Source organism: Helicobacter pylori (assembly GCA_008032935.1).
In the GTDB taxonomy this organism is placed as follows: Bacteria; Campylobacterota; Campylobacteria; order Campylobacterales; family Helicobacteraceae; genus Helicobacter; species Helicobacter pylori_CX.
This window is the reverse complement of record CP032039.1, coordinates 322175-342395: the sequence shown is the minus strand read 5'-3', so window position 1 is coordinate 342395 and position 20221 is coordinate 322175. Positions and strand designations below refer to the sequence as shown.

Sequence of the window (20221 nt, the reverse complement as noted above, 5' to 3'; positions counted from 1 at the left end):
AATAGAATAATGTAATAATAACCTTAGGTTCAAAACTTGACTAAATTTTTAGAAAAAAGTAAATAAAAAGGCTAAAAGAAATGCTTAGAAATCAATTTCGTATCGTGTTTGTCTCTTGTATTGTCGCTAGCAATTTGCAAGCTCAAGAAAATACCCACACTTTGGGTAAGGTAACCACTAAGGGTGAAAGGACTTTTGAATACAACAATAAAATGTATATTGACAGAAAAGAGCTCCAACAACGCCAAAGCAACCAAATCCGTGATATTTTTAGGACTCGGGCGGATGTGAATGTGGCCAGTGGGGGCTTAATGGCGCAAAAGATCTATGTTAGGGGGATTGAGAGCCGCCTTTTAAGGGTAACGATAGATGGCGTCGCTCAAAATGGTAACATTTTCCACCATGACGCTAACACCGTGATCGATCCCAACATGATTAAAGAAGTGGAAGTGATTAAAGGGGCGGCGAACGCTTCAGCGGGTCCTGGTGCGGTGGCGGGTAAATTGTCTTTCACCACGATTGACGCTAACGACTTCTTAAGAAAGAATCAAACTTATGGGGCTAAAGCGGAAGCAGCCTTTTACACCAACTTTGGATACCGCATGAACGCCACGGCGGCCTATCGTGGGAAGAATTGGGATATTCTAGCCTATTACAACCATCAAAATATTTTTTACTACAGAGACGGGAACAACGCTTTTAGGAATGTCTTCCACCCTAACTACGATTTACAAGATCCAAGCAATAGCGAAATGAGCGTAGGGACTCCCAGTGAAGTCAATAGCGTTTTAGCTAAAATTAATGGCTATATCAACGAAACCGATAGCATTAGCGTGAGCTACAACCTCACACGAGACAATTCTACAAGACTTTTACGCCCTAACACCACTTCAGCCCTCTCTAAAGCCAATGACCCAGGAAGCCAACCAGCCCCCTTTGTGATTGACTTTGGGAAAGAATTAGCCCATACCATTAATTTCAACCACAATTTGAGCTTGAAATACAAGCATGAGGGCGGCCCTAATTTTAACCAGCCGCGCGTTGAATCCACCGCCTTTTTAGGGGTAAGGGGGGGCAATTATAACCCTGTGGTGAATCCTTTCGCTTACAATTCTAACGAGCCAGCCAACCCGGATTACATCCCTGAAGTGAAAGAGTGGTGTAACAACCCGGATAATATCAGCCAATGCACGCAAGGGGCTATCAGGCCTTCTAATGGAGGCTATCAAATAGGCTATGGCGCGCCTAATTCTATTAATTGGCAAGGGGATAGCGATTCTAGTGGAGGGGCGCAAGCAGGGTATGGGCAGCTTAACGCTACCATGCTTTCTACAAGCGCGAATGTTTATCATGGGCTTGTCCCTAAAAATCCTGATTATGACATGACCCCCCCTAACGCTCAAAACCCTAGTGCGAACGATTGGACTTTAGGGAATGCGGACGCTGAGGGGACTTTAGCCAGAAGGATTTTTTTAATCAACTCGGGCGTTAATGTTAAAGTTACCCACCCCATTAGCGAAGATTATGGGAACGTGTTTGAATACGGCATGATTTATCAAAACCTGAGCGTTTTCTCTGGATTGGATAAAGGCAAAAACGGCTATTATAAAAACAATATTGATCCTAACGACCCTAACGGGCCGGGCTTGCCTTACCGCCATTACTACACCGATCAAAGCTCTCAATACCCTCAAAATCTCAACACGCCTAACCCGCTCTATCGTAACATGCCCCAAAATTCGCATGCGATCGGCAATATCATCGGAGGGTTTATGCAAGCAAACTACAACATTTTAAGCAATGTGATCGTGGGTGCGGGAACTCGTTATGATATTTACGCCTTGCTAGACAAAAACGGCCGCACGCATGTAACTTCTGGTTTTTCGCCTTCTGCAACCGTGCTTTATAACCCCATTGAAAGCATTGGCTTGAAAGTGAGCTATGCATATGTAACTAAGGGGGCTTTGCCTGGTGATGGCGTTTTGATGCGCGATCCCACGGTGATTTATCAAAGGAATTTGCGTCCTGCGATCGGTCAAAATGTGGAATTTAATGTGGATTTCAACAGCAAGTATTTCAACGTGCGCGGGGCAGCGTTCTATCAAGTCATCAATAACTTCATCAACAGCTATGGGCAAGACACTTCTAAAAATGGAGGGGGTAACGCGACCGCAAAAAACATGTCAGGGAATTTGCCCGAAACCATTAATATTTATGGTTATGAAGTTTCAGGGAATGTGAGGTATAAGAATTTCTTAGGGACTTTCTCAGTGGCTCGCTCTTGGCCAACGGCTAGGGGGCATTTATTAGCGGACACTTACGCTCTAGCTGCAACGACTGGGAATGTGTTTATCTTAAAAGCCGATTATGATGTTCGCAGGTGGGGGCTTACTTTAACCTGGCTCTCGCGCTTTGTAACTAACATGTATTATGAGGGCTATTCTATCTATTACCCGCAATACGGCTTGATCAAAATCCATAAACCCGGGTATGGCGTGCATAATATCTTTATCAATTGGACTCCGCCTTCTAAAAAATGGCAGGGTTTAAGGATTTCAGCCGTGTTTAATAATATCTTAAACAAGCAATATGTGGATCAAACTTCTGTGTTTCAAGCGAGCGCGGACGCTCCAGCGAGCGATATGATCCCCAAAGGCAAGCGCATGGCGCTCCCGGCTCCTGGATTTAACGCGCGTTTTGAGGTATCCTATCAGTTCTAAAATGAAAGAAATCCTAGGATTTCTTTTTGAATTTTAAACATGGAAACAAGCATGAAAAAGCCCTATAGAAACCGCCAAACTCTATGGAAAAAGTTCCGCTCGCTCAATAAACTCATTAAGACGCTCTTAAGGATTTTAAAAAAGTAGTTTTATCAAAAATTTAGCGGGTTTAGTTTAAGATAACGCTTTATTTTAATTTTCAAAAAGGAAAAGCAAACGCGCTTCACTATGGCTAAAGAAACGCTTGAAATAACCCCGGATCTTTTGAAAAACCCTTATCAAAAAATCATCAACGCGAGTGCGAGCGTTTTTGATGAAACTCATGGGCGATCGTTTTTTAGCCCGCAATTTTATGAAAAAATTGAACCTTATTTAAAAGAAGTTTTAACCCAACCCATTGATTTAGAATGCGATCTCAACACCGCTAAAAAAAAGAACCGCTTAACCCCTTTAAAACAGCTTTTTAAGGCGTGTTTTAACACCGAAGAAATTTTGATTGTGAACAATAACACCAGTGCGGTATTCCTCATCGCTAACGCTTTAGCGCAAGAAAAAGAAATCGTTGTTTCTTATGGAGAATTAGTGGGGGGGGATTTTAACCTTAAAGATATTTTGTTAAATAGTGGGGCTAGGCTGCATTTAGTGGGGAATACCAGTCGCGCTTATTTAAGGGATTACCGCTTAGCCTTGAATGAAAACAGCAAAATGCTCTTTAAAACCCACAACCCCGCTTTCAAAAAAGACACGCCCTTTAAAGATTTGCAAGCCCTAGCTAAAGAGCATGATTTGATAGATTATTACAATTTAGGGGATGTGGATTTGTTAAACAGAACGGCTTTGGAAGAAATTTTAGCCCTAAAACCATCGCTTTTAAGCTTTAGCGCGGATAAATGCTTTAACAGCGTTCAAGCCGGTATTATTATGGGGCAAAAAGAATGGGTTGGAATGTTAAAAAACCACCCCCTTTATAGAGCCTTGAGGGTGGGTAAAATCACGCTCACCTTGCTTTTTTGCAGCCTAAAAGCATGGGTCAATCATCAAGAAGAAATCACCATTCATGCGCTACTCCACCAAACTAAAGACGCCTTATTGCAAAAAGCCTTGAAACTCTACGCCCTTTTAAAGCCTTTGGAATTGAACGTGAGCATAGCCTCTAGCTTTTCTAAAATAGGGAATTTGTTTGGTAGAGAATTAGAATCCTTTTGCGTGAAAATCCAGTCCAAAAACACCCAGAATTTAGATTGCGAGAAACTTTATTTAAAGCTTTTTCAAAAAGGCGTTATTACAAGAATTTCATGCGCATTTGTGTGTTTTGAAGTCTTTAGCCTGAATGAAAAAGATTTGGAAAAAATCGCTCTGGTTTTAGCAGAAATCCTTAACAAGGCTTAAAAATTCGCTATAATAAAATTTCTTTTAAACGCACCGCTCCCCCACAATAGAGAATGACAAAAAACGATAGAACATCAATTTAAAGGAACTTAAAAATGGAAAAAATCAGCGATCTTATAGAATGCATTGCGTATGAAAAAAATTTGCCTAAAGAGATGATTTCAAAAGTGATTCAAGGCTGTTTGTTAAAAATGGCACAAAATGAATTAGACCCCCTAGCGCGTTACTTGGTGGTTGAAGAAAACAAGCAGCTCCAGCTTATCCAGTTGGTAGAAGTTTTAGAAGATGATGATGAAAGGTTGATTAACGATCCTTCTAAATACATCAGCTTGTCTAAAGCCAAAGAAATGGATCCAAGCGTTAAGATTAAAGACGAATTGTCCTATAGCTTGAGTTTGGAGAGCATGAAACAAGGAGCGATCAACCGCCTTTTTAAAGATTTGCAATACCAGCTAGAAAAAGCGTTAGAAGACAGCCACTTTGAAGCGTTTCAAAAGCGTCTTAACAGCGTTTTAACGGGGCAAGTGATTTTAGTGGATCACAATCAAAACACCTTTATTGAGATTGAGCAGCAATTTCAGGGCGTTCTTTCCATGCGCCATCGCATCAAGGGCGAGAGTTTTAAAATAGGCGATAGCATTAAAGCGGTTTTAACGCAAGTCAAACGCACGAAAAAAGGCTTACTATTAGAGCTGAGCCGCACCACCCCTAAAATGCTTGAAGCCTTGTTGGAATTAGAAGTCCCTGAAATTAAAGATAAGGAAATTGAAATCATCCATTGCGCGCGAATCCCAGGCAACAGAGCGAAAGTGAGCTTTTTTTCCCATAACGCTAGGATTGATCCCATAGGCGCGGCTGTGGGGGTTAAGGGCGTGCGCATTAATGCGATCAGTAACGAATTGAATAAAGAAAACATTGATTGCATAGAGTATTCTAATGTGCCTGAAATTTATATCACTCTCGCGCTCGCTCCAGCCAAAATTTTAAGCGTTGAGGTTAAAAAAATCCCTATAGAAGAATTGAATGCTGAAGAAAAAGAATCCGTTCAAGAGCGTTTCATTGTCAATAACCATTTGCAAAAGGCTAAAGTGCGTTTATTGGACATTGAAAAATCTAAGGCTATCGGTAAAGGCGGGGTGAATGTGTGTTTAGCGTCCATGCTTACAGGCTATCACATAGAGTTTGAAACCATTCCTAGCGTGAAAGAAAACGCAGAAAATGAAAACGAAAAAGAAACGCAAAAAGTAGGGGTAGAAGCTTTAGAGTCTTTGTTTAAGAATTGAAATGATTTCTGTGGAACTTATTGAGTCCTTAATCAAAAGGAATTTAAGCTAAGAGCGGTATTAAATAAGCGCGTGATTGGATTTCTTAAGGCTAAACTTGAAAGAAATAGTTCAGGTTTTTTAATGAATGAGTATTGAAATTTTCAAATCAAGTTTTATTGGAATGGACGCAAAAAATGGGTTGGGTTGAATTTAAAGATATTTAGAAACTAATCTCTGTATTATATGCAATTCTCCACAAAAACCAATCACAAGTAGAATTGTAACTATTAAATTAAACCAAAAAATAGGTTTTTTGAAAAAATTTTCTTGTTTATCTTTTTTCTCTTTTGATAAGGATATTTTTGATAAAAAAGAAAAAAGCAGATACAAAATATTCCCAAAAAATAAAGCTATAAAAGCCATAACAAAAACCAAACGATAGGCGTTCGCTTTGTCAATATTTGATAAAACAGAAGTGGAAAACGCCAATCCTCCAACAAATGTTAAAACAATAGAGGCAAAAATACCTAAAATGGTTATGTATTGCGTTTGTTGCTTATTCAATTCTCCGCTTAATTTTTTATAGTTTTTATTTAGATCATCTTTTAACTTTATAGAAACATCTTTAACTCTACTCATTTTCTCATCAAAATCTTGCAGTCTGATACACTCTAAATTCATGTGATCATAAAGCTTTTCTAGTTTTGGCTTAATGCTTTCAACTTCTTTATTATCTTGAATCTCTTTGAGTGTCCTTATATTTTGTGTGAGCGTCATAAAGGCTTGCTCTTTATCCCTTGTGGAATTTAAAATAATAGTTGTGATTTTTGAGTATTTATGCTTGTATTCTCCTTCATAGATTTCTTTGAGATCTTTGATGATTTGATCTTTTTGACTAGACAAATCCCCCCTCTTCGCACAGCAATACAATCATTTCTTCTAGCTTTTTATCTTTATCTTCTTCTTTAGTTTCCATTTGCTTGTTTGGCTTCTTGTCTGATCAAATCTTTACTAATGATTTCTTTTCTATCTTCTTTGAAGCTTTTATGCCAAGCACCATCTTCTTTATGACTCTCTTTCACTAAATCCCAATAGGATTTTTTGTTGCATTTTTCTATGGAGCGATTGATGGTTTCAAGTTCATCTTTTCTAAGATTTTGCAAGAGCGTTTCTTCTTTAGGTTTGTCAATAGGATTGACACCGTAATTACGATATTCGTAATACACCTCTCTTGCAACAGGCCCATATTTCCAAGCTTCAAAATCATCAGAAACTAGGTGTTTGTCAAACTTTTTAATATAGTCAAGCTCTGTGAAATACAAAGTTTTTTGCAATTCCAAGTTGCTCAATTCTTTGTTTGAATGCTTAAGAATATATTTTGCTAGCTCCAAAGTATTGACCATCAATATCTCCTAGTCAGTTTTTGCTGATTTTAACTAAATATTGTTAACTTTTCTAACCATTTCTTCTTCAATGATTTTAATCTCTTTATTTATAAAGATATTTTTCAAGAAAAAAGTAAGGCCAATAACTTAAGCTCTAAAAACAAGCTTTAGGTTAAAAATTTGCTGTGTTGAACAAATATTTAATGGAATTTCAAAAATTTGGAAGAAAAGTTTTTTAATGCGATTTTAAATTAGTGATTTGTAGCTGTTATAGAAATCGTTTTTGCGAGGTTAGGATAAAATAACACTTCACCCCCTAGTTTTTTTGCTAGAGATTAGGGGGTAAATCACCTTCAAAGGATTACTATGTCCAAAAAACATGGTAAAAAGCCCTTGTATTATACTTAAAAATACCTTTTTTTAAGTATAGGGTTAAAATCGTTGTTAAAAAAACCCATTAAAACCAAAGGTTTCCCCTATTTAAGGGGTTTCCTTTAAGGTAAAGCGTTTTTTATTTCTTGTGAAGTTTTTTAATATGATTTTAAATTAGTGATTTATAGCTTTTATAGAAATCGTTTTTGTGAGATTAGGGTAAAATAACACTTCACCCCCTAATTTTTATTCCACTAGAGATTAGGGGGTAAAATCCACTTTTAGGAGCTTACTATGAAAAATCATCGTAGTAAACACTCTTCTCAAAGAATTATACCTAAAAATCAGTTTTTTGGGTTTAAAGTTTGATCTAGTGATTAAACGCTAATTCTTAAAAAGAGTTGCCCCCTAGATTAGGGGGTCATCCTTAAGTGGGAAATCAGCTTTTCACTGCCCATTTTCAATAATTTTGATTTCTTCATCGGTGAGGTTGTAGAGCTGATAGAATAAGGCGTCAATTTCTTTTTCTGATCTTTGAGTGTTGGCTTTGGGGTCTTTTTCTTTTGATTTTAGGATTTTATCCACTAAAGCGATGATTTTATCGGCTGTAGGCTTGTTTGATTTGGTGATTTGGGGAATGGGGAGCCGTTCTATAAAAGCCTTTTTATAGCGATAGCCACTCTCGCCTAGTCCGCCGCCTGCGTAGAAAGTTTTGAAAGCAAAAGTAATCAATTTAGAATGCAACATTCCTAAAAGATAGCGCAAATGCTCTCCTGTGAGAATAAAGCTCGTGGCTTCTGCATAAAAAACCCCTAATTCACACTCTCCATTATCCAAATAAAATCGTGGCTCTTGCACGATCTCGCCATACACAATTTTTTCTTTTTCAAAATCTTGATAATAGCTTGCCGCCCATCTTTGCAAGCAATACCATTCATATCTCTTTCCGGTTTCATCTTTATTGCGTTTTAAAAGTTCATCTTTATGTGAAAGCAAATGAGCATAGATAATAGGATAATGGATAGAAAAATCTTTTTCATTTTGTTCCATGTCTTTTGGACTACCGGTGTTTGGAAAATGCCAAGGTATAAAAATAACCCACAAATGCGCCCACTCATAAGAATACCTTTTAATGTCCTTCCCTCTTAAAATGGGCTTGATAAGCTCTTTAGTCCTTTCTCTTTCGCTCATTCCCCTTTCATCTTTTTGCAAATCATCGCAGTTTTTTAAGATTTCGTCTCTTTTTTCAGTGGGAATGATAAAGGCTTCGTTCGCGCCGGTTTTTATCCCATAATTGATTTGAATGTCCCAGTCTTTAAGCGGGGTGCCGACGCTCTCTATTTTATCCCTTAAGTCTAAAAGCGTGGCGTTGGCAAAAATAAAGCTTTCTGTTGAAAGCGCGTTTTGCCTCATGGAGAGGGATGGGGTGCTTTCCAAATCGTCTTTATCGTTTGGGGTGGGTTCGTAATATTTAAAATCGCTCTCTTTAGGGGGCGTTTGTTTGATGAAACTCATGACACTGGTATCCACTGCAGCACTTTCAAAGACTTTTAAGGCGTTTAATTCCATGTAACTGACAATGGTGGTTTTTTTGAGTAATAATTCTCTCAATTTGGCACCGTATTTGGCACGTGCGTATTTGTTGGAAGTGATGAAAGCGCTAAACCCCTTTTCTTTTAAAAGGTGGTAAGATAGGGCAAAAAAGTAGGTGTAAATGTCGCTTGAGCTGTTATAGAAATCTTGGTATTGCTTTTCTAATAAAGGCTTTAAGTCTTTGATGTGTTCTTGGCGGATATAAGGCGGGTTGCCAATGATGCAATCAAAGCCTAAAAAATCCCCCTCATCGTCCAACACTTCAGGGAATTCAAAACGCCATTCAAACGCATTGTGATACTCTCCACCACTTAAGGCATCATCAAGCTTTTTTCTTAAAGCTCTAATACGCCCATAAGACGCAAAAGCCTCTTCCTCTTCTGTGGGGCTTAATTTTGGCGTGCCAAAAAGGCTTGGGATAACGTAATTTAACCCATCTAGCAAACTCTTATCATCTAGAGCAAAGAAATTGTATTTTTTGATGTGTTTTTCAATAGCCTTTTCAAGCTCTGCTTTGGTTTTAGGGTCTTTGAGCGTGAGGGAAAAAGTGTTTTTTAAGTCTTGGATTTTGTTGATAAGATCTGCTTTATTTAAAGGATAGAGAGGGTTTGGGTCTTTGTATTGAGCGACTAGATCTTTGTATTCTTGGATTTTTTGCTTGATATTGGGGATCTTTTTGAGATCGTCATTCAAATTAAAGCGTGAAATGAGCGAATTAGCGCACTTAATGTTAATATCAATGTTAGGGAGGGTTTCAAGATTGTTAGTGTTCTTACCCTTTTCAAAAATATAATAGCTGTATTTTAAAAGCTCTATCCATAGCCTGAGCTTGGTGATTTCGCAAGAATTGGGGTTAATATCCACGCCAAAAAGGCAGTTTTCAATGATGTCTTTTTTAAGCTCAAAAAGTTCTTTTTGGATTTGGTGGTGGGGGTCGTTTTCGCTATGCGGTTTTTTGTAGTTAAAGATTTCACCCGTTTGTGCGTGGTGAATGATGATTTCATCGTTTTCTAATCTAAGCTCGTGGCGATACAAGGAAGCAATAAGCCCTAGCTCATAAGCAATTAACACCATTTCATTGAGCGCTGAAACCAAGAAATGCCCGCTCCCCACCGCTGGATCGCAAATGCGTAAAGTTAAAAGCGTGTTTAGGTATTCTTTAGCTTTTTCATTTGAAAAATTTCTGTCTATTTTTCCTTTCAACGCTTCTAAATCTTTGCAGTCCCACTGATAAATGGCGTTGAATTTATCCAACACGATGGGCGTGATACTCTCTTTGCACATGTAGCTTGTGATGAAGCTTGGGGTATAAAAGCTCCCCTCTTTATAGCCGTTGAGTTTTTCAAAAACAAGCCCCAAAACGCTAGGGTTAATCAAACGGCTTTCGCTGGTATTTTGATTATCTTTAATGTCTTTAGGGGTGGTGGTGAAATCATAAAGGCGCAAAAATGCAAAAAGGTATTCTAGCAAGGGCAAAGGTTTATCTTTTTGATAATCTTCATGTTTTTTGAGAACGGAATTTTTATAGATTTCTAGCTTTTTATTGTCTAAAAGCTTGATTTCATACCCCTTTAATTCTAAAGGCGTTTTATCAAACAAACTGGAATTCAAATAAGGGATTTTTTCTAAAATCTTGTCTTCTTTAATTTCTGACAAACGCTCGCTGTTTTTCTTGGCTAGGACTTCAAAAAAGAGGGTGTTTAGGGCGTTGAAAGTTTTAAAGTTTTCTGTGGTTAAAAAAGGTTTTTCAAAATGCTTGAACGAGATTAAAAGGCTTTCTAAAAGCCGTAAAAACAAGATGCGGTTATTCCAAGCGATGAGCAACGCCATGACTTCTTCATCGTCTAAATTTTTGTATTTCTCTTTTAGGGCATAACTTAGGGAGTTTTGGGTGTGGCTAGGCTTGATTAAAATTTTCCCTTTGTCATTTTGCTCTTCTAACCCTAAAATGTAAAGCAATTCTTCATAAAATATTTGTTAAGCGTGTTAGCGTCAAGGGTTTTCTTTTGTTTTAAAAGGACTTCTTGGCTTAAAACTTGATAAATCAAAGGAAGTTCTTTAAAATCATCGTTTAAATTAAAGTAAGCATAGCGGAGTTCGCCTTGAAAATCTTTTTTTAAATATTCCTCTAAATCGCTGTAGAATCTTTTGGTGCTAGAGTCTGTGCCTTCTTTTTTAGTGCAATCTTCATGCAATTTTGTAATGCGTTTATGATTTTGGAAAAGGTTGAGCAAATCCTTACAATCAAAGAGGAAAAATTCATGCATATTGCAAATAATGGCATGTTTTAGGGAGTTGTTGTTTTCTATCTCTTTTAAAAAATAAAAAACCATTTGACAAAAGGCTTTACTGAGTGGGTTTTCTCTGTCTTTGGGGAATTCGTTCCTATTGTTTAGGGCTTTGACTTCAATAAGCACCCAAGCTTCTTTATCCACATAGATCGCGCTATCCACTTTTTCATTGGTGTTGCAGTCATAGCCATAGGTATTTTTTAAAAACTTATTGATTTCATTTTTTTGAAATTCTTCATCACCTCGTTTTGGTGCGTTTTCTAATAAGTTGTTTATTTCTTTTTCAAAATTTTCTATAGTTTCCTTTTTGGGTTCTTGGGGATTGTGTTTTTTAATAAAATCCTTGAGCGAGATGCGAGTGAAACAAATCATAAAACGCCTTTGAAATTGGATAAAAACGATTATAACAAAAGTGGTATGAATTTTAAATAAAACGCTTTTCTTTAAAATTGTTCCATGTGAAACATTAAAGTAACTCTAATCTTTACGATTTAAAATTTCATTAATCAATGCGCTTAATTGATCTTTTCCCATTTTGGTTTTGTATTCAATATTCACGCCTTGCTTTTTTAAAGCTTCAAAAAATTTCTTAGCGGTTGAAATTTTCCGCTCTTCTTCAGGGCGTAATTCGCTTTTTTTATCAACCCCCTTAGTTTCTACCACTAACAACACTTTTTTATCGTTGCTTTCAACCACATACCCAAAATCAGGGCTATAGGTTTGATTCAACCCTATCGGGATCTTAACCCTAGGGAGCTTGCCAAAAACAATGATTTTAGTGTCGTTAGATTCTTCAATCGTGTCTTTTTCAATCTCGCTCTCCACTTGCATGAAATTTTCATACAGGCATTTTTCTTGAGCGCTTGAATTTTTAATCTCATATTTATCCCCCTCAAACTCCCGTCTAAAAATTCTCTAATTTCCCCTTTTTCATCATAAAACGCATCGTTTTTTCTGTCTTTAATCGTCGTTTCGCGCATTTGATAGGAAATTTTATCTTTAATATTTTGATAAATAATTTCCAAAAACAGCTCTTCTAAACGCCTTAAGCCCTCTTGTTCGTTTTTTTTAATGAGATCAAACTGGTTTTCATCAATGTTTTCCAACACTTTAGCCACGCTTTTAAAACTCAATTTCACCTTATTAGACAAGGCGCTGATAAATTCATGCAAGCTCCACACGCATGCGCTTTTTTGCTCAAAACTCTCTGTTTTGGCGTCATTTCCCATAGTTTCTACTTTTTTATGAGTCGTAACCGAAACGATTTTTGATTTGACATTAAAAGAAGAATCGATCTTTGTTACAATCTCATCAATCAAGCTTTCGCTATCAATGGCATAAGCGATCCGGGCTTGATGATTCAAACCCTCCCATAAGGTTTCAAATTTTTTAAAATTTTCTTTATTGATTTTGATTTTTTCACTCTTTCGCTCGTTTTTGTCCCTCACTCTAAAATGGCCCACTAAACGATCTTTTAAAAAATCTTTTAATTTTTCAAGATTCAGGTATTTTTTATCTTTTAATTTTTCAAGTTCTGGCTCTTTTTCTAAAAATTCGTTTTGATTGAGAGTGAGTTTAAAGTTTTCACCATCTGTTTTTTCTCCAAAACCCAAACCCTCTAATGTTTCCAATAAAAACCCATAATACCCTTTTTCAACAATGCCGCTTTTTTCTAACTCTTCACCGCTAAACGCTTGTTTAATCAAGCTATGCTCGCTTATATCTTGCTGGATCGCTCCCACAAAATCCCCCTCAACTTGCGGCACGATCACCACCAATTCATTGACAAAATCAAAATCAGCATGCTCTTTAGTGATGCGTTCGCCCTTATCATTCACAGCGAGCCTTAACCCCCTACCGATTTGTTGCAATTTAGTGATATTGGAATGGCTGGGGGCTAATTTGCAAATCGTCATCACATTAGGGTTATCCCACCCCTCTTGCAACGCCCATTGCGAAAAAATAAACCTGAGATCGGAATCAAAACTCAGCAATTTTTCTTTTTCTTTTAAAATGAGCGCGATCACTTGGGCTTCATCGCTCTCTTTCTTGCTTTTAGCGAAATACCCTCCATGCACTTTGTAAATAGCGTCTTTAGTGCGCTCTAAATACGCTCTATAATTTTCATCTAAAGAAGGCTTTTTTAAGACTTCTTCAAGCTTTTGTTGGTAGAGTTTTTCAAATAAAAGGGCTAATTTAGCCGGCTGTTCATTCTCGCTTAAATAGCTATTCACCCCGCTAATAAACACCATGCACAAGGCTTTAATCCCCTTTTTAAAAAGCCCTTCTTCTCTTTCAAAATGGCTTTTTATCGCTTCTTTCAGCATCACTTCTTGTTCGCCCTCTAAAAGATGAGAAAAAGGCTCTTTTTGATCCAGCAACAAATTAAAGCCATTGAGAAAACGAACCTCAGTTTTAGTGATTTTTTCTACAATGTAATCTTCTAAAACGCTGATTTGAGTTAGCGCACCTAAATTATCATGCTCTTTGACTTTGACGCTTTGAGTTTTATTTTCTAAATTCGTGTAATTGATCGTGGCTTCATTTTGTTTTTTGTTAGCCTCTTTAAGCTCTAAAAAACACTCATCACTCTCCCCCACAGACGCCACGCTAATGCTTTTCACTAGGGCGCAATCAAACGCTTTTTTGCTGTCTAGCGCATAAATCAGATTATTATAATCATCTTTAAAAGTCGCCCCAAACCTGAGCGTGAGTAAAGCGTTTAATTGTTCCAAATATTTTTTTGTTTTATCGCCTAAAAATCGGTGCGGTTCGTCTAAGATCACGATAGGGCGGATACTGGCTAAAGCTTGCATGTAACTTTTTGCACCATTGAATAGATTCGTGTTTTCTAAATATGATTTATTGATAGTGTTTTTCTCGTTATTGAAGGCAGAAAAAGTCATCACCAACACACAACATTTGTGGTTGCTCGCTAGAATGAATCTTTCTGCATTTTCATAGCTTTCTAAATGCGTGTTAGAATACTCGCTTTTAAAAAATTCTCTGGTGATTTCAACGCTCTTTAAAACCCCTAATTTAATGGCGTTGCTTGGTGCTAAAACGATGAATTTTGACAAATGGTAGTTTTGGTGCAAGGCATAAACGCATTCCAAAAAGCAAAAGGTCTTCCCGGTGCCTGTTTCCATTAAAATATCGCAGTTTAACGACTTCTCAATCCCCACGCTCCCCTGGGTTATTTTTTGTTTCGATCGCAAATTCTCAATATTTTCTAATAAAACATCTTTGAGCGCCTCTATTTCAAAAACAGGGTTAGAAATCCTTTGAATATCATTTTCTGACTCTCTCAAATCAATCCCCTTAAACACCCCTAAAATTTGGTCCCGGCATTGCTCCTGATAGTCCAATCGTTTGAATTTGATTTTCACCTCTACCCCCTAATCTTTAAATCGCCGCTCTCTAATTTCAAATCCAACAAATTACTGCCCAATTCCAAACACAGCCTGTCGTTACTGATAGCGGGCATATACATGCTGATTTTTTCCACCCCTTTATCTTTCAAGTTTTCTAAAACTTCGCTCATTTCTATATCCCCCACAATGAAAGCCGTATTTAAAGCCAGATACAAGGCGTTTTCAATCAAGCAAATTATAGGGGTGGTGAGTTCCAAACCCTCGCAGCCTAAAAGCTTGATTAAAATCGTTTGAGTTTCCATTCTATCAAGGTTAGAATAAGCGAACAAATCCTTTTGCTTGGCTTGACTGAGATTTTTATCATTCGCATGCGTTTCATCATCAATGATTTCAAACGCTCTAAACCCCACGTCTAAATTGGGGCAAGCTTCTTTTATTTTAGCCCCCGCTCTTTTAATCCTTTCTTCGGTGATGTCAAAAATGCTTGGGGATTCAGATTTTAAGGTGTTCAAACAAAAAACATGCGCGCTTTTGTCTTTCTTGGGATCAATTTTTTCATCTAATTGGACGAGAATGAAGCGCCTTTCTTTAAATGCGGCGTTCAAGCCATTAAATAACCCCCCCCCCTCACTTAATTTTTGATAATCGCTCTTATTACTCTCTAACACGGCATGCGCAGTCGTCCCGCTCCCAGCGAAAAAATCTAAGATGATGTCGTTTGAATTTGTAGAAGTTGAATGCAAAATAATTTTTTTCATAAATTCTACGCCTTTTGGATAAGGAAAATATTCTCCCATTCCCAAACTTAAAAGCTCTTTAGTCGCCGCTTGGTTCATATAACAATTATCGCTAAATACTAAACTATCAAAAGTTTTTTGCGTGGTTTTTAAATCTTTCAAATAGCGTTTGTAAATAAAGCCTCTTTCATTATCCTTATGTTCTTTTTTAAAACAAATCCGCCCCTCATCAATGTGTTTTTGTATCGTATTTTGTGAAAAACGCCAAAACATACCTCCAGGCGGATAATCCACTTTGTTTGTGTAAGGGTTAGTAACTCCAAAATACCCCGTTTTCATATTCCCACTTTTTGCGCTAGGGTCAGCACTAATCCATGCTCCATTAGGGTCGTTATCGGGGTTTTTGTAATTTTCTAAATTCTTTTCTCCTCCCAAGAGATTGACAAATTCTTTATTTTTCGCATAACAGAGTAAAAATTCATGTTGGTAATTAACGCCCGTTTTAGCGTCATTAGTCGTGCTTTTAGTTTTTCTAATGAAATCAGCCACAAAATTCCCCTCCCCAAAAATTTCATCGCATAAAAGTTTGAGTTGGGCGGCTTCGTTATCATCAATGCTGATGAAAATCACGCCGTCTTGTTTGAGCAAATCTCTAGCGAGCAGCAATCTGGGATACATGAAACTAAGCCACCCGCTATGGCTTTTTGACCCAAAAAGATTCTTGATATAATCCAGCTTTTCTTTAGAATAATCCAATGTTTTTAAAACCTCTTCATTGGATTGCGAGAAATCATCGCCATAGATAAAATTCTCGTTTTTCGTGTTGTAAGGCGGGTCAATGTAAATCATTTTGATTTTTTCACTATAGCTTTGTTTTAAGATTTTGAGAGCGTCTAAATTATCGCCCTTGATGAGAATATGCTTGCTAGTGGATTTATTTAAGGGCTTTAAAATCTTATTGTTTTTCTTAAAAGCTTGATTTAAGGCGATTTTCTTACCCACAAAATCCAACCCATAGCCCTCTTCTTTTATTTCGCTAAAATCCCCTAGTAATGTTTTTAATTTTCCTATATCCAGCGTGAGTTGGTTATCATTTTCTATACTCAAGCAACCGGGAAAATAACGATTAAAAATTTCTACATTTTTTTCATTAACGCTTTTTTCTCCACCAATTTCTTTATTTTGCATGGCTATCCTTTTTTTAAATGGTTTAAATTACCCAATTCCACCTTAATTTTCAAATGTTCCCCGTGAAACGCTAGCGGCCTTTAAAAAATCCTGTTTCACTTCAGCGATAAGGATTTCATCTTTGGCTAAGTCAATGTATTCAAAACTATTCCCGCTCTGCTCCCCCCTTGGAGTAAATCCCCGCTTTTTCTGTATTCTAAATCCAATTCAGCGATTTTAAAGCCGTCCAATTCATCAGCAAACTTTTCCAATCGTTCGTTTTCTTCTTGGATCGTGCATAAAAAACAATAGCCTTTCAAGCCGTTACGAGACACGCGCCCCCTTAACTGGTGCAAAGTCGCTAAGCCTAACCTTTCGGGCGCTAAAATCACCATAACGCTCAATCGTGGTAAAGAAATGCCCACCTCAATGAGCGTAGTCGCTAAAAGAATGCTCCCGGACTCTCTAAATTCTTCAATCACTTCCTCTTTATTTTTATCTTGCCCTGAAGTGGTATAAACGTTTTTAAAGCGTTTTTGCCAAAAACTCGCCCCCTCACTGAGCGATAAATACGGGATTTTTTCGCTCTCATTCACCAGCGGATAGACGACAATGACTTGATGGTTTTTAGCGATTTCTTCGCTGATTTTTTCCATCACTATTTTAAATTCCCTTTTATGCAAAACCAGGGTTTCAATTTCTTTAGGGTAAGGGATTTCTCTAATCATGGTCGTTTTCACAAACGCGCTTTTGGCTAAAGCCAGAGTGCGAGGAATGGGGGTAGCGGAAAATTGCAAGGAATGGGGTTTATTACCCTTACTGCTTGCCATTTTTTCTAATTGGTAGCGTTGCTTGGTGCCAAATCGGTGCTGTTCATCAGTGATTACTAAAGCAAACTCATTCAAATCGCGCTTATCAAACAACAACGCTTGCGTGCCGATAACCACATGCGTGATTGTTTCAAACAAATGATTGGATCGCTTCTTGTGGCTCCCGCCGAGCAGCAATTCCACTTCAAAATAAGGGGGTAAAAATTTTAAGGCTTCGTTATAAAGCTGTTTAGCGAGAATGGAAGTGGGCGCCATTAAAAGGGTTTTATTGGGGTAGGCTAATACCATGCTCGCTAAAATCACCATCGTTTTCCCGCACCCCACATCGCCTATAATCAAACGCTTGCACGCTATAGAACTGGTGAGATCGTTTTGGATTTCTTTAATGGCGTTTTGTTGATCGCGCGTGAGCTTAAAGGGTAAAGAAGCGATAAACGCTTTCAAGCGTTCGCTATTATTAGGGCATGCGATTTTAGCGCCAAATTGCAATTTTTTGCGCTCTAAATTTTTCATATAAAAAAGCATTTCAATGTATTTTAATGCATTTAAATGTTGTGAAAGAAAATTTTTATTCGTTTCAAAATCCTTGACAAAATGCGGCGTGGGGAAAAAGATTTCTAACAATAAATGCGCGATATTTTCTTTAACGCCTTCCTTTTTTAAATTTTCTAATGAAATGAGTTTTTGTAAATTTTCTTGTATTTTTTTATGATTTTTAACTTTTTTAAAAATTAAAGAAATTTTTCCAAATTCGGTAAGGATTTTAGGCGTGTTAATGATATAAGCTTGATTAAAAGAGCTTTGCTCTAATTTACCATAAATAAACAAACTCTCGCCGGTTTTAAACTGGCTATAATGGAACGCGCTGTGATTGAAAAAAACAAGCTCTAAATTTTTGTAAAATCGTTTGGAATAGGCAAAAATCTTTAAAACTTTGGCGTAGTTTCTTTTCTCTAAAATACCCACTTCTAAAACGCCGCTCAAGCCCGTTTCAAAACGCTCTAATAAATTCAAATCTTTATAGCCTTTGGGCGTATAAACAAGCAAGGCTTCTAAAAGCGATTTCACGTTCAATGTTTTTAATAAATTATCTGTTTCTTGCAATTTGTTCTTACCCTAGCCAATCCTTAATCATTTTTATGATAAGATAGTCAAATTATACATTGACTTAAGGAAATTTAATTGATGAAATCTAAAATCACTCATTTTATCGCTATCTCTTTTGTTTTAAGCCTGTTTAGTGCATGCAAGGACGAGCCTAAAAAATCGTCTCAATCGCACCAAAACAACACTAAAACCACTCAAAACAATCCAATCAATCAAGCGAATAAGGATATAAAAAAAATTGAGCATGAAGAAGAAGATGAAAAAGCCACCAAAGAAGTGAACGATTTGATCAATAACGAAAATAAAATTGATGAAATCAATAATGAAGAAAACACTGATCCTTCGCAAAAAAGAACGAACAACGTTTTGCAACGAGCCACTAACCACCAAGACAATCTCAATTCTCCGCTCAACAGGAAGTATTAAAGTGTGAAATTTTTTTCAAAGGATTTATTTAAAAAAGTAACCCCTTTATTTTTAAGCGTTTGTTTTTTAAACCCTACCCTTACGCAAGCCAAAAGCCGTTTTTATGTGGCTTCTCAATACCAGGTAGGGAAAATGATCATGAAAAAATACAACGATCTCAAACGCACGATTGAAGGGGCGAGCTTTTCTTTAGGCTGGGAGATTAACCCCACTCATTACTGGTTTTATTCGCGCTATTACTTTTTTATGGATTACGGGAATGTCATCCTCAATAAAAGAACGGGCGCTCAAGCGAACATGTTCACTTATGGCTTTGGGGGGATTTGATCGTGGAATACAATAAAAACCCCTTGTATGTATTTTCTCTTTTTTATGGCATGCAAGTTGCTGAAAACACATGGACGATTTCCAAACACAGCGCGAATTTCATCATTGACGATTGGCGCAGCATTCAAGGGTTTTCGCTCAAAACTTCCAATTTTAGGATGTTGGGTTTAGTGGGGTTTAAATTCCAAACCGTGCTATTCAACCATGACGCTAGTATTGAAGTGGGGATCAAATGGCCTTTTGCTTTTGAATACGACTCATCCTTTGTAAGGCTTTTTTCTGTCTTTATTTCGCACACTTTCTACCTTTAAACTAATTCCAACCCTACCGGGCAATGATCACTCCCTAAAATATCTTTATAGATTAAAGCGTCTTTTAAGCGCGTTTTTAAAGGGTTAGAGCATAAAAAATAATCAATGCGCCAACCAATGTCTTTATCCCTTGCTTGTTGCATGTAACTCCACCAGGTGTAAGCCTTTTCTTTGTTGGGGTAAAAATAACGGAAAGTGTCAATAAAACCGGCGTTCAAAAGCTCGTTGAATTTCCCTCTCTCTTCATCGCTAAAGCCCGCGTTTTTTCGGTTGGTTTTGGGGTTTTCTAAATCAATTTCATTGTGGGCCACATTCAAATCCCCACACACAATGACCGGTTTTTTCAATTCTAAAGCTTTTAAAAATTTCTTAAATTCCACTTCCCAACTCATGCGATAACTAAGCCTGGATAGGGCTTGTTGGGAATTAGGGGTATAAACATTCACCAAGTAAAACGACTCAAATTCGCAAGTTATTACGCGCCCCTCTTTGTCATGCTCTTCAATATTAATCCCATAGCTCACGCTTAAAGGCTCTTTTTTAGTGAAAGTTACCACCCCAGAATAGCCCTTTTTAATCGCGCAATTCCAAAAATCAAAATACCCCTTAAATTCAAAGGTGTTTTGTTCTTGTTGCATTTTAGATTCTTGAATGCAAAAAACATCCGCATCAACGCTATTGAAAAAATCCATAAAACCCTTAGTCATGCAAGCCCTTAACCCGTTCACATTCCATGAAATCAATTTCATTTTAATCCTTGTTTGATTTTGAGTGAATTATATCTTTTTAGTCATTTTTTTTAAAAATTAAGCTTTATTTTACCTTTTTTATGTAATAATTGTTTTTTGCTTGGCTTGATAGCTCAGTCGGTAGAGCAGAAGACTGAAAATCTTCGTGTCGGTGGTTCGATTCCGCCTCAAGCCACCA

The 20221-nt window shown here is 37.3% G+C and carries 8 protein-coding genes, 1 tRNA gene and 4 pseudogenes; 6 read left to right on the top strand and 7 right to left on the bottom strand.

All coding sequences use genetic code 11. The features are described 5' to 3' along the window. The first annotated feature begins 80 nt into the window (after positions 1-80). The 3 genes from D2C78_01720 to nusA all read left to right on the top strand — a co-directional run bounded on the left by D2C78_01720 (position 81) and on the right by nusA (position 5392). Positions 81-2720 carry a TonB-dependent receptor gene (locus D2C78_01720; GenBank protein ID QEF34791.1) on the top strand — a complete coding sequence of 880 codons (2640 nt, stop codon included), beginning with the start codon at positions 81-83 and terminating at the stop codon, positions 2718-2720. A 228-nt stretch (positions 2721-2948) separates the two neighbouring features. Next, positions 2949-4109, top strand: a complete 1161-nt coding sequence (locus tag D2C78_01715) for an L-seryl-tRNA(Sec) selenium transferase (protein QEF34790.1) — start codon at positions 2949-2951, stop codon at positions 4107-4109. A 95-nt stretch (positions 4110-4204) separates the two neighbouring features. Beyond that, entirely contained in the window at positions 4205-5392 is a 1188-nt protein-coding gene (gene nusA, locus D2C78_01710; protein QEF34789.1) for a transcription termination/antitermination protein NusA, read from the top strand. A gap of 192 nt (positions 5393-5584) precedes the next feature. On the opposite strand, the gene D2C78_01705 is transcribed toward nusA, so the two are convergent. The 6 genes and pseudogenes from D2C78_01705 to recG all read right to left on the bottom strand — a co-directional run bounded on the left by D2C78_01705 (position 5585) and on the right by recG (position 18227). Then, positions 5585-6277 (bottom strand): hypothetical protein, encoded by a 693-nt coding sequence (locus D2C78_01705; GenBank protein QEF34788.1) that lies wholly within the window; start codon positions 6275-6277, stop codon positions 5585-5587. A gap of 62 nt (positions 6278-6339) precedes the next feature. Beyond that, a complete protein-coding gene (locus D2C78_01700) occupies positions 6340-6777 on the bottom strand; it encodes a DUF4065 domain-containing protein (GenBank protein ID QEF34787.1) in 438 nt (145 codons plus the stop codon). A gap of 801 nt (positions 6778-7578) precedes the next feature. Further along, positions 7579-11387, bottom strand: a pseudogene (locus tag D2C78_01695) (class I SAM-dependent DNA methyltransferase). Positions 11388-11492: 105 nt separating this feature from the next. Next, a pseudogene (locus D2C78_01690) lies at positions 11493-14404 on the bottom strand (DEAD/DEAH box helicase). A 2-nt stretch (positions 14405-14406) separates the two neighbouring features. After that, positions 14407-16314 (bottom strand): site-specific DNA-methyltransferase, encoded by a 1908-nt coding sequence (locus D2C78_01685; GenBank protein ID QEF34786.1) that lies wholly within the window; start codon positions 16312-16314, stop codon positions 14407-14409. 42 nt (positions 16315-16356) lie between these two features. Further along, positions 16357-18227: pseudogene (recG, locus tag D2C78_01680) on the bottom strand (ATP-dependent DNA helicase RecG). 81 nt (positions 18228-18308) lie between these two features. Between recG and D2C78_01675 the strand changes: the two are divergent. After that, positions 18309-18656, top strand: coding sequence for a hypothetical protein (locus D2C78_01675; protein ID QEF34785.1), 348 nt, complete (start codon positions 18309-18311; stop codon positions 18654-18656). A 3-nt stretch (positions 18657-18659) separates the two neighbouring features. Beyond that, positions 18660-19294 (top strand): annotated as a pseudogene (locus tag D2C78_01670) (outer membrane protein). Here D2C78_01670 and D2C78_01665 read toward each other — a convergent pair. Next, the gene (locus D2C78_01665; protein QEF34784.1) at positions 19291-20043 is read right to left on the bottom strand and encodes an exodeoxyribonuclease III; all 753 of its coding nucleotides are present in this window, start codon (positions 20041-20043) and stop codon (positions 19291-19293) included. The pseudogene D2C78_01670 and the gene D2C78_01665 sit on opposite strands and share 4 nt — an antisense overlap. Before the next feature lie 102 nt (positions 20044-20145). Here D2C78_01665 and D2C78_01660 point away from each other — a divergent pair. Then, positions 20146-20221, top strand: a tRNA-Phe gene (locus tag D2C78_01660).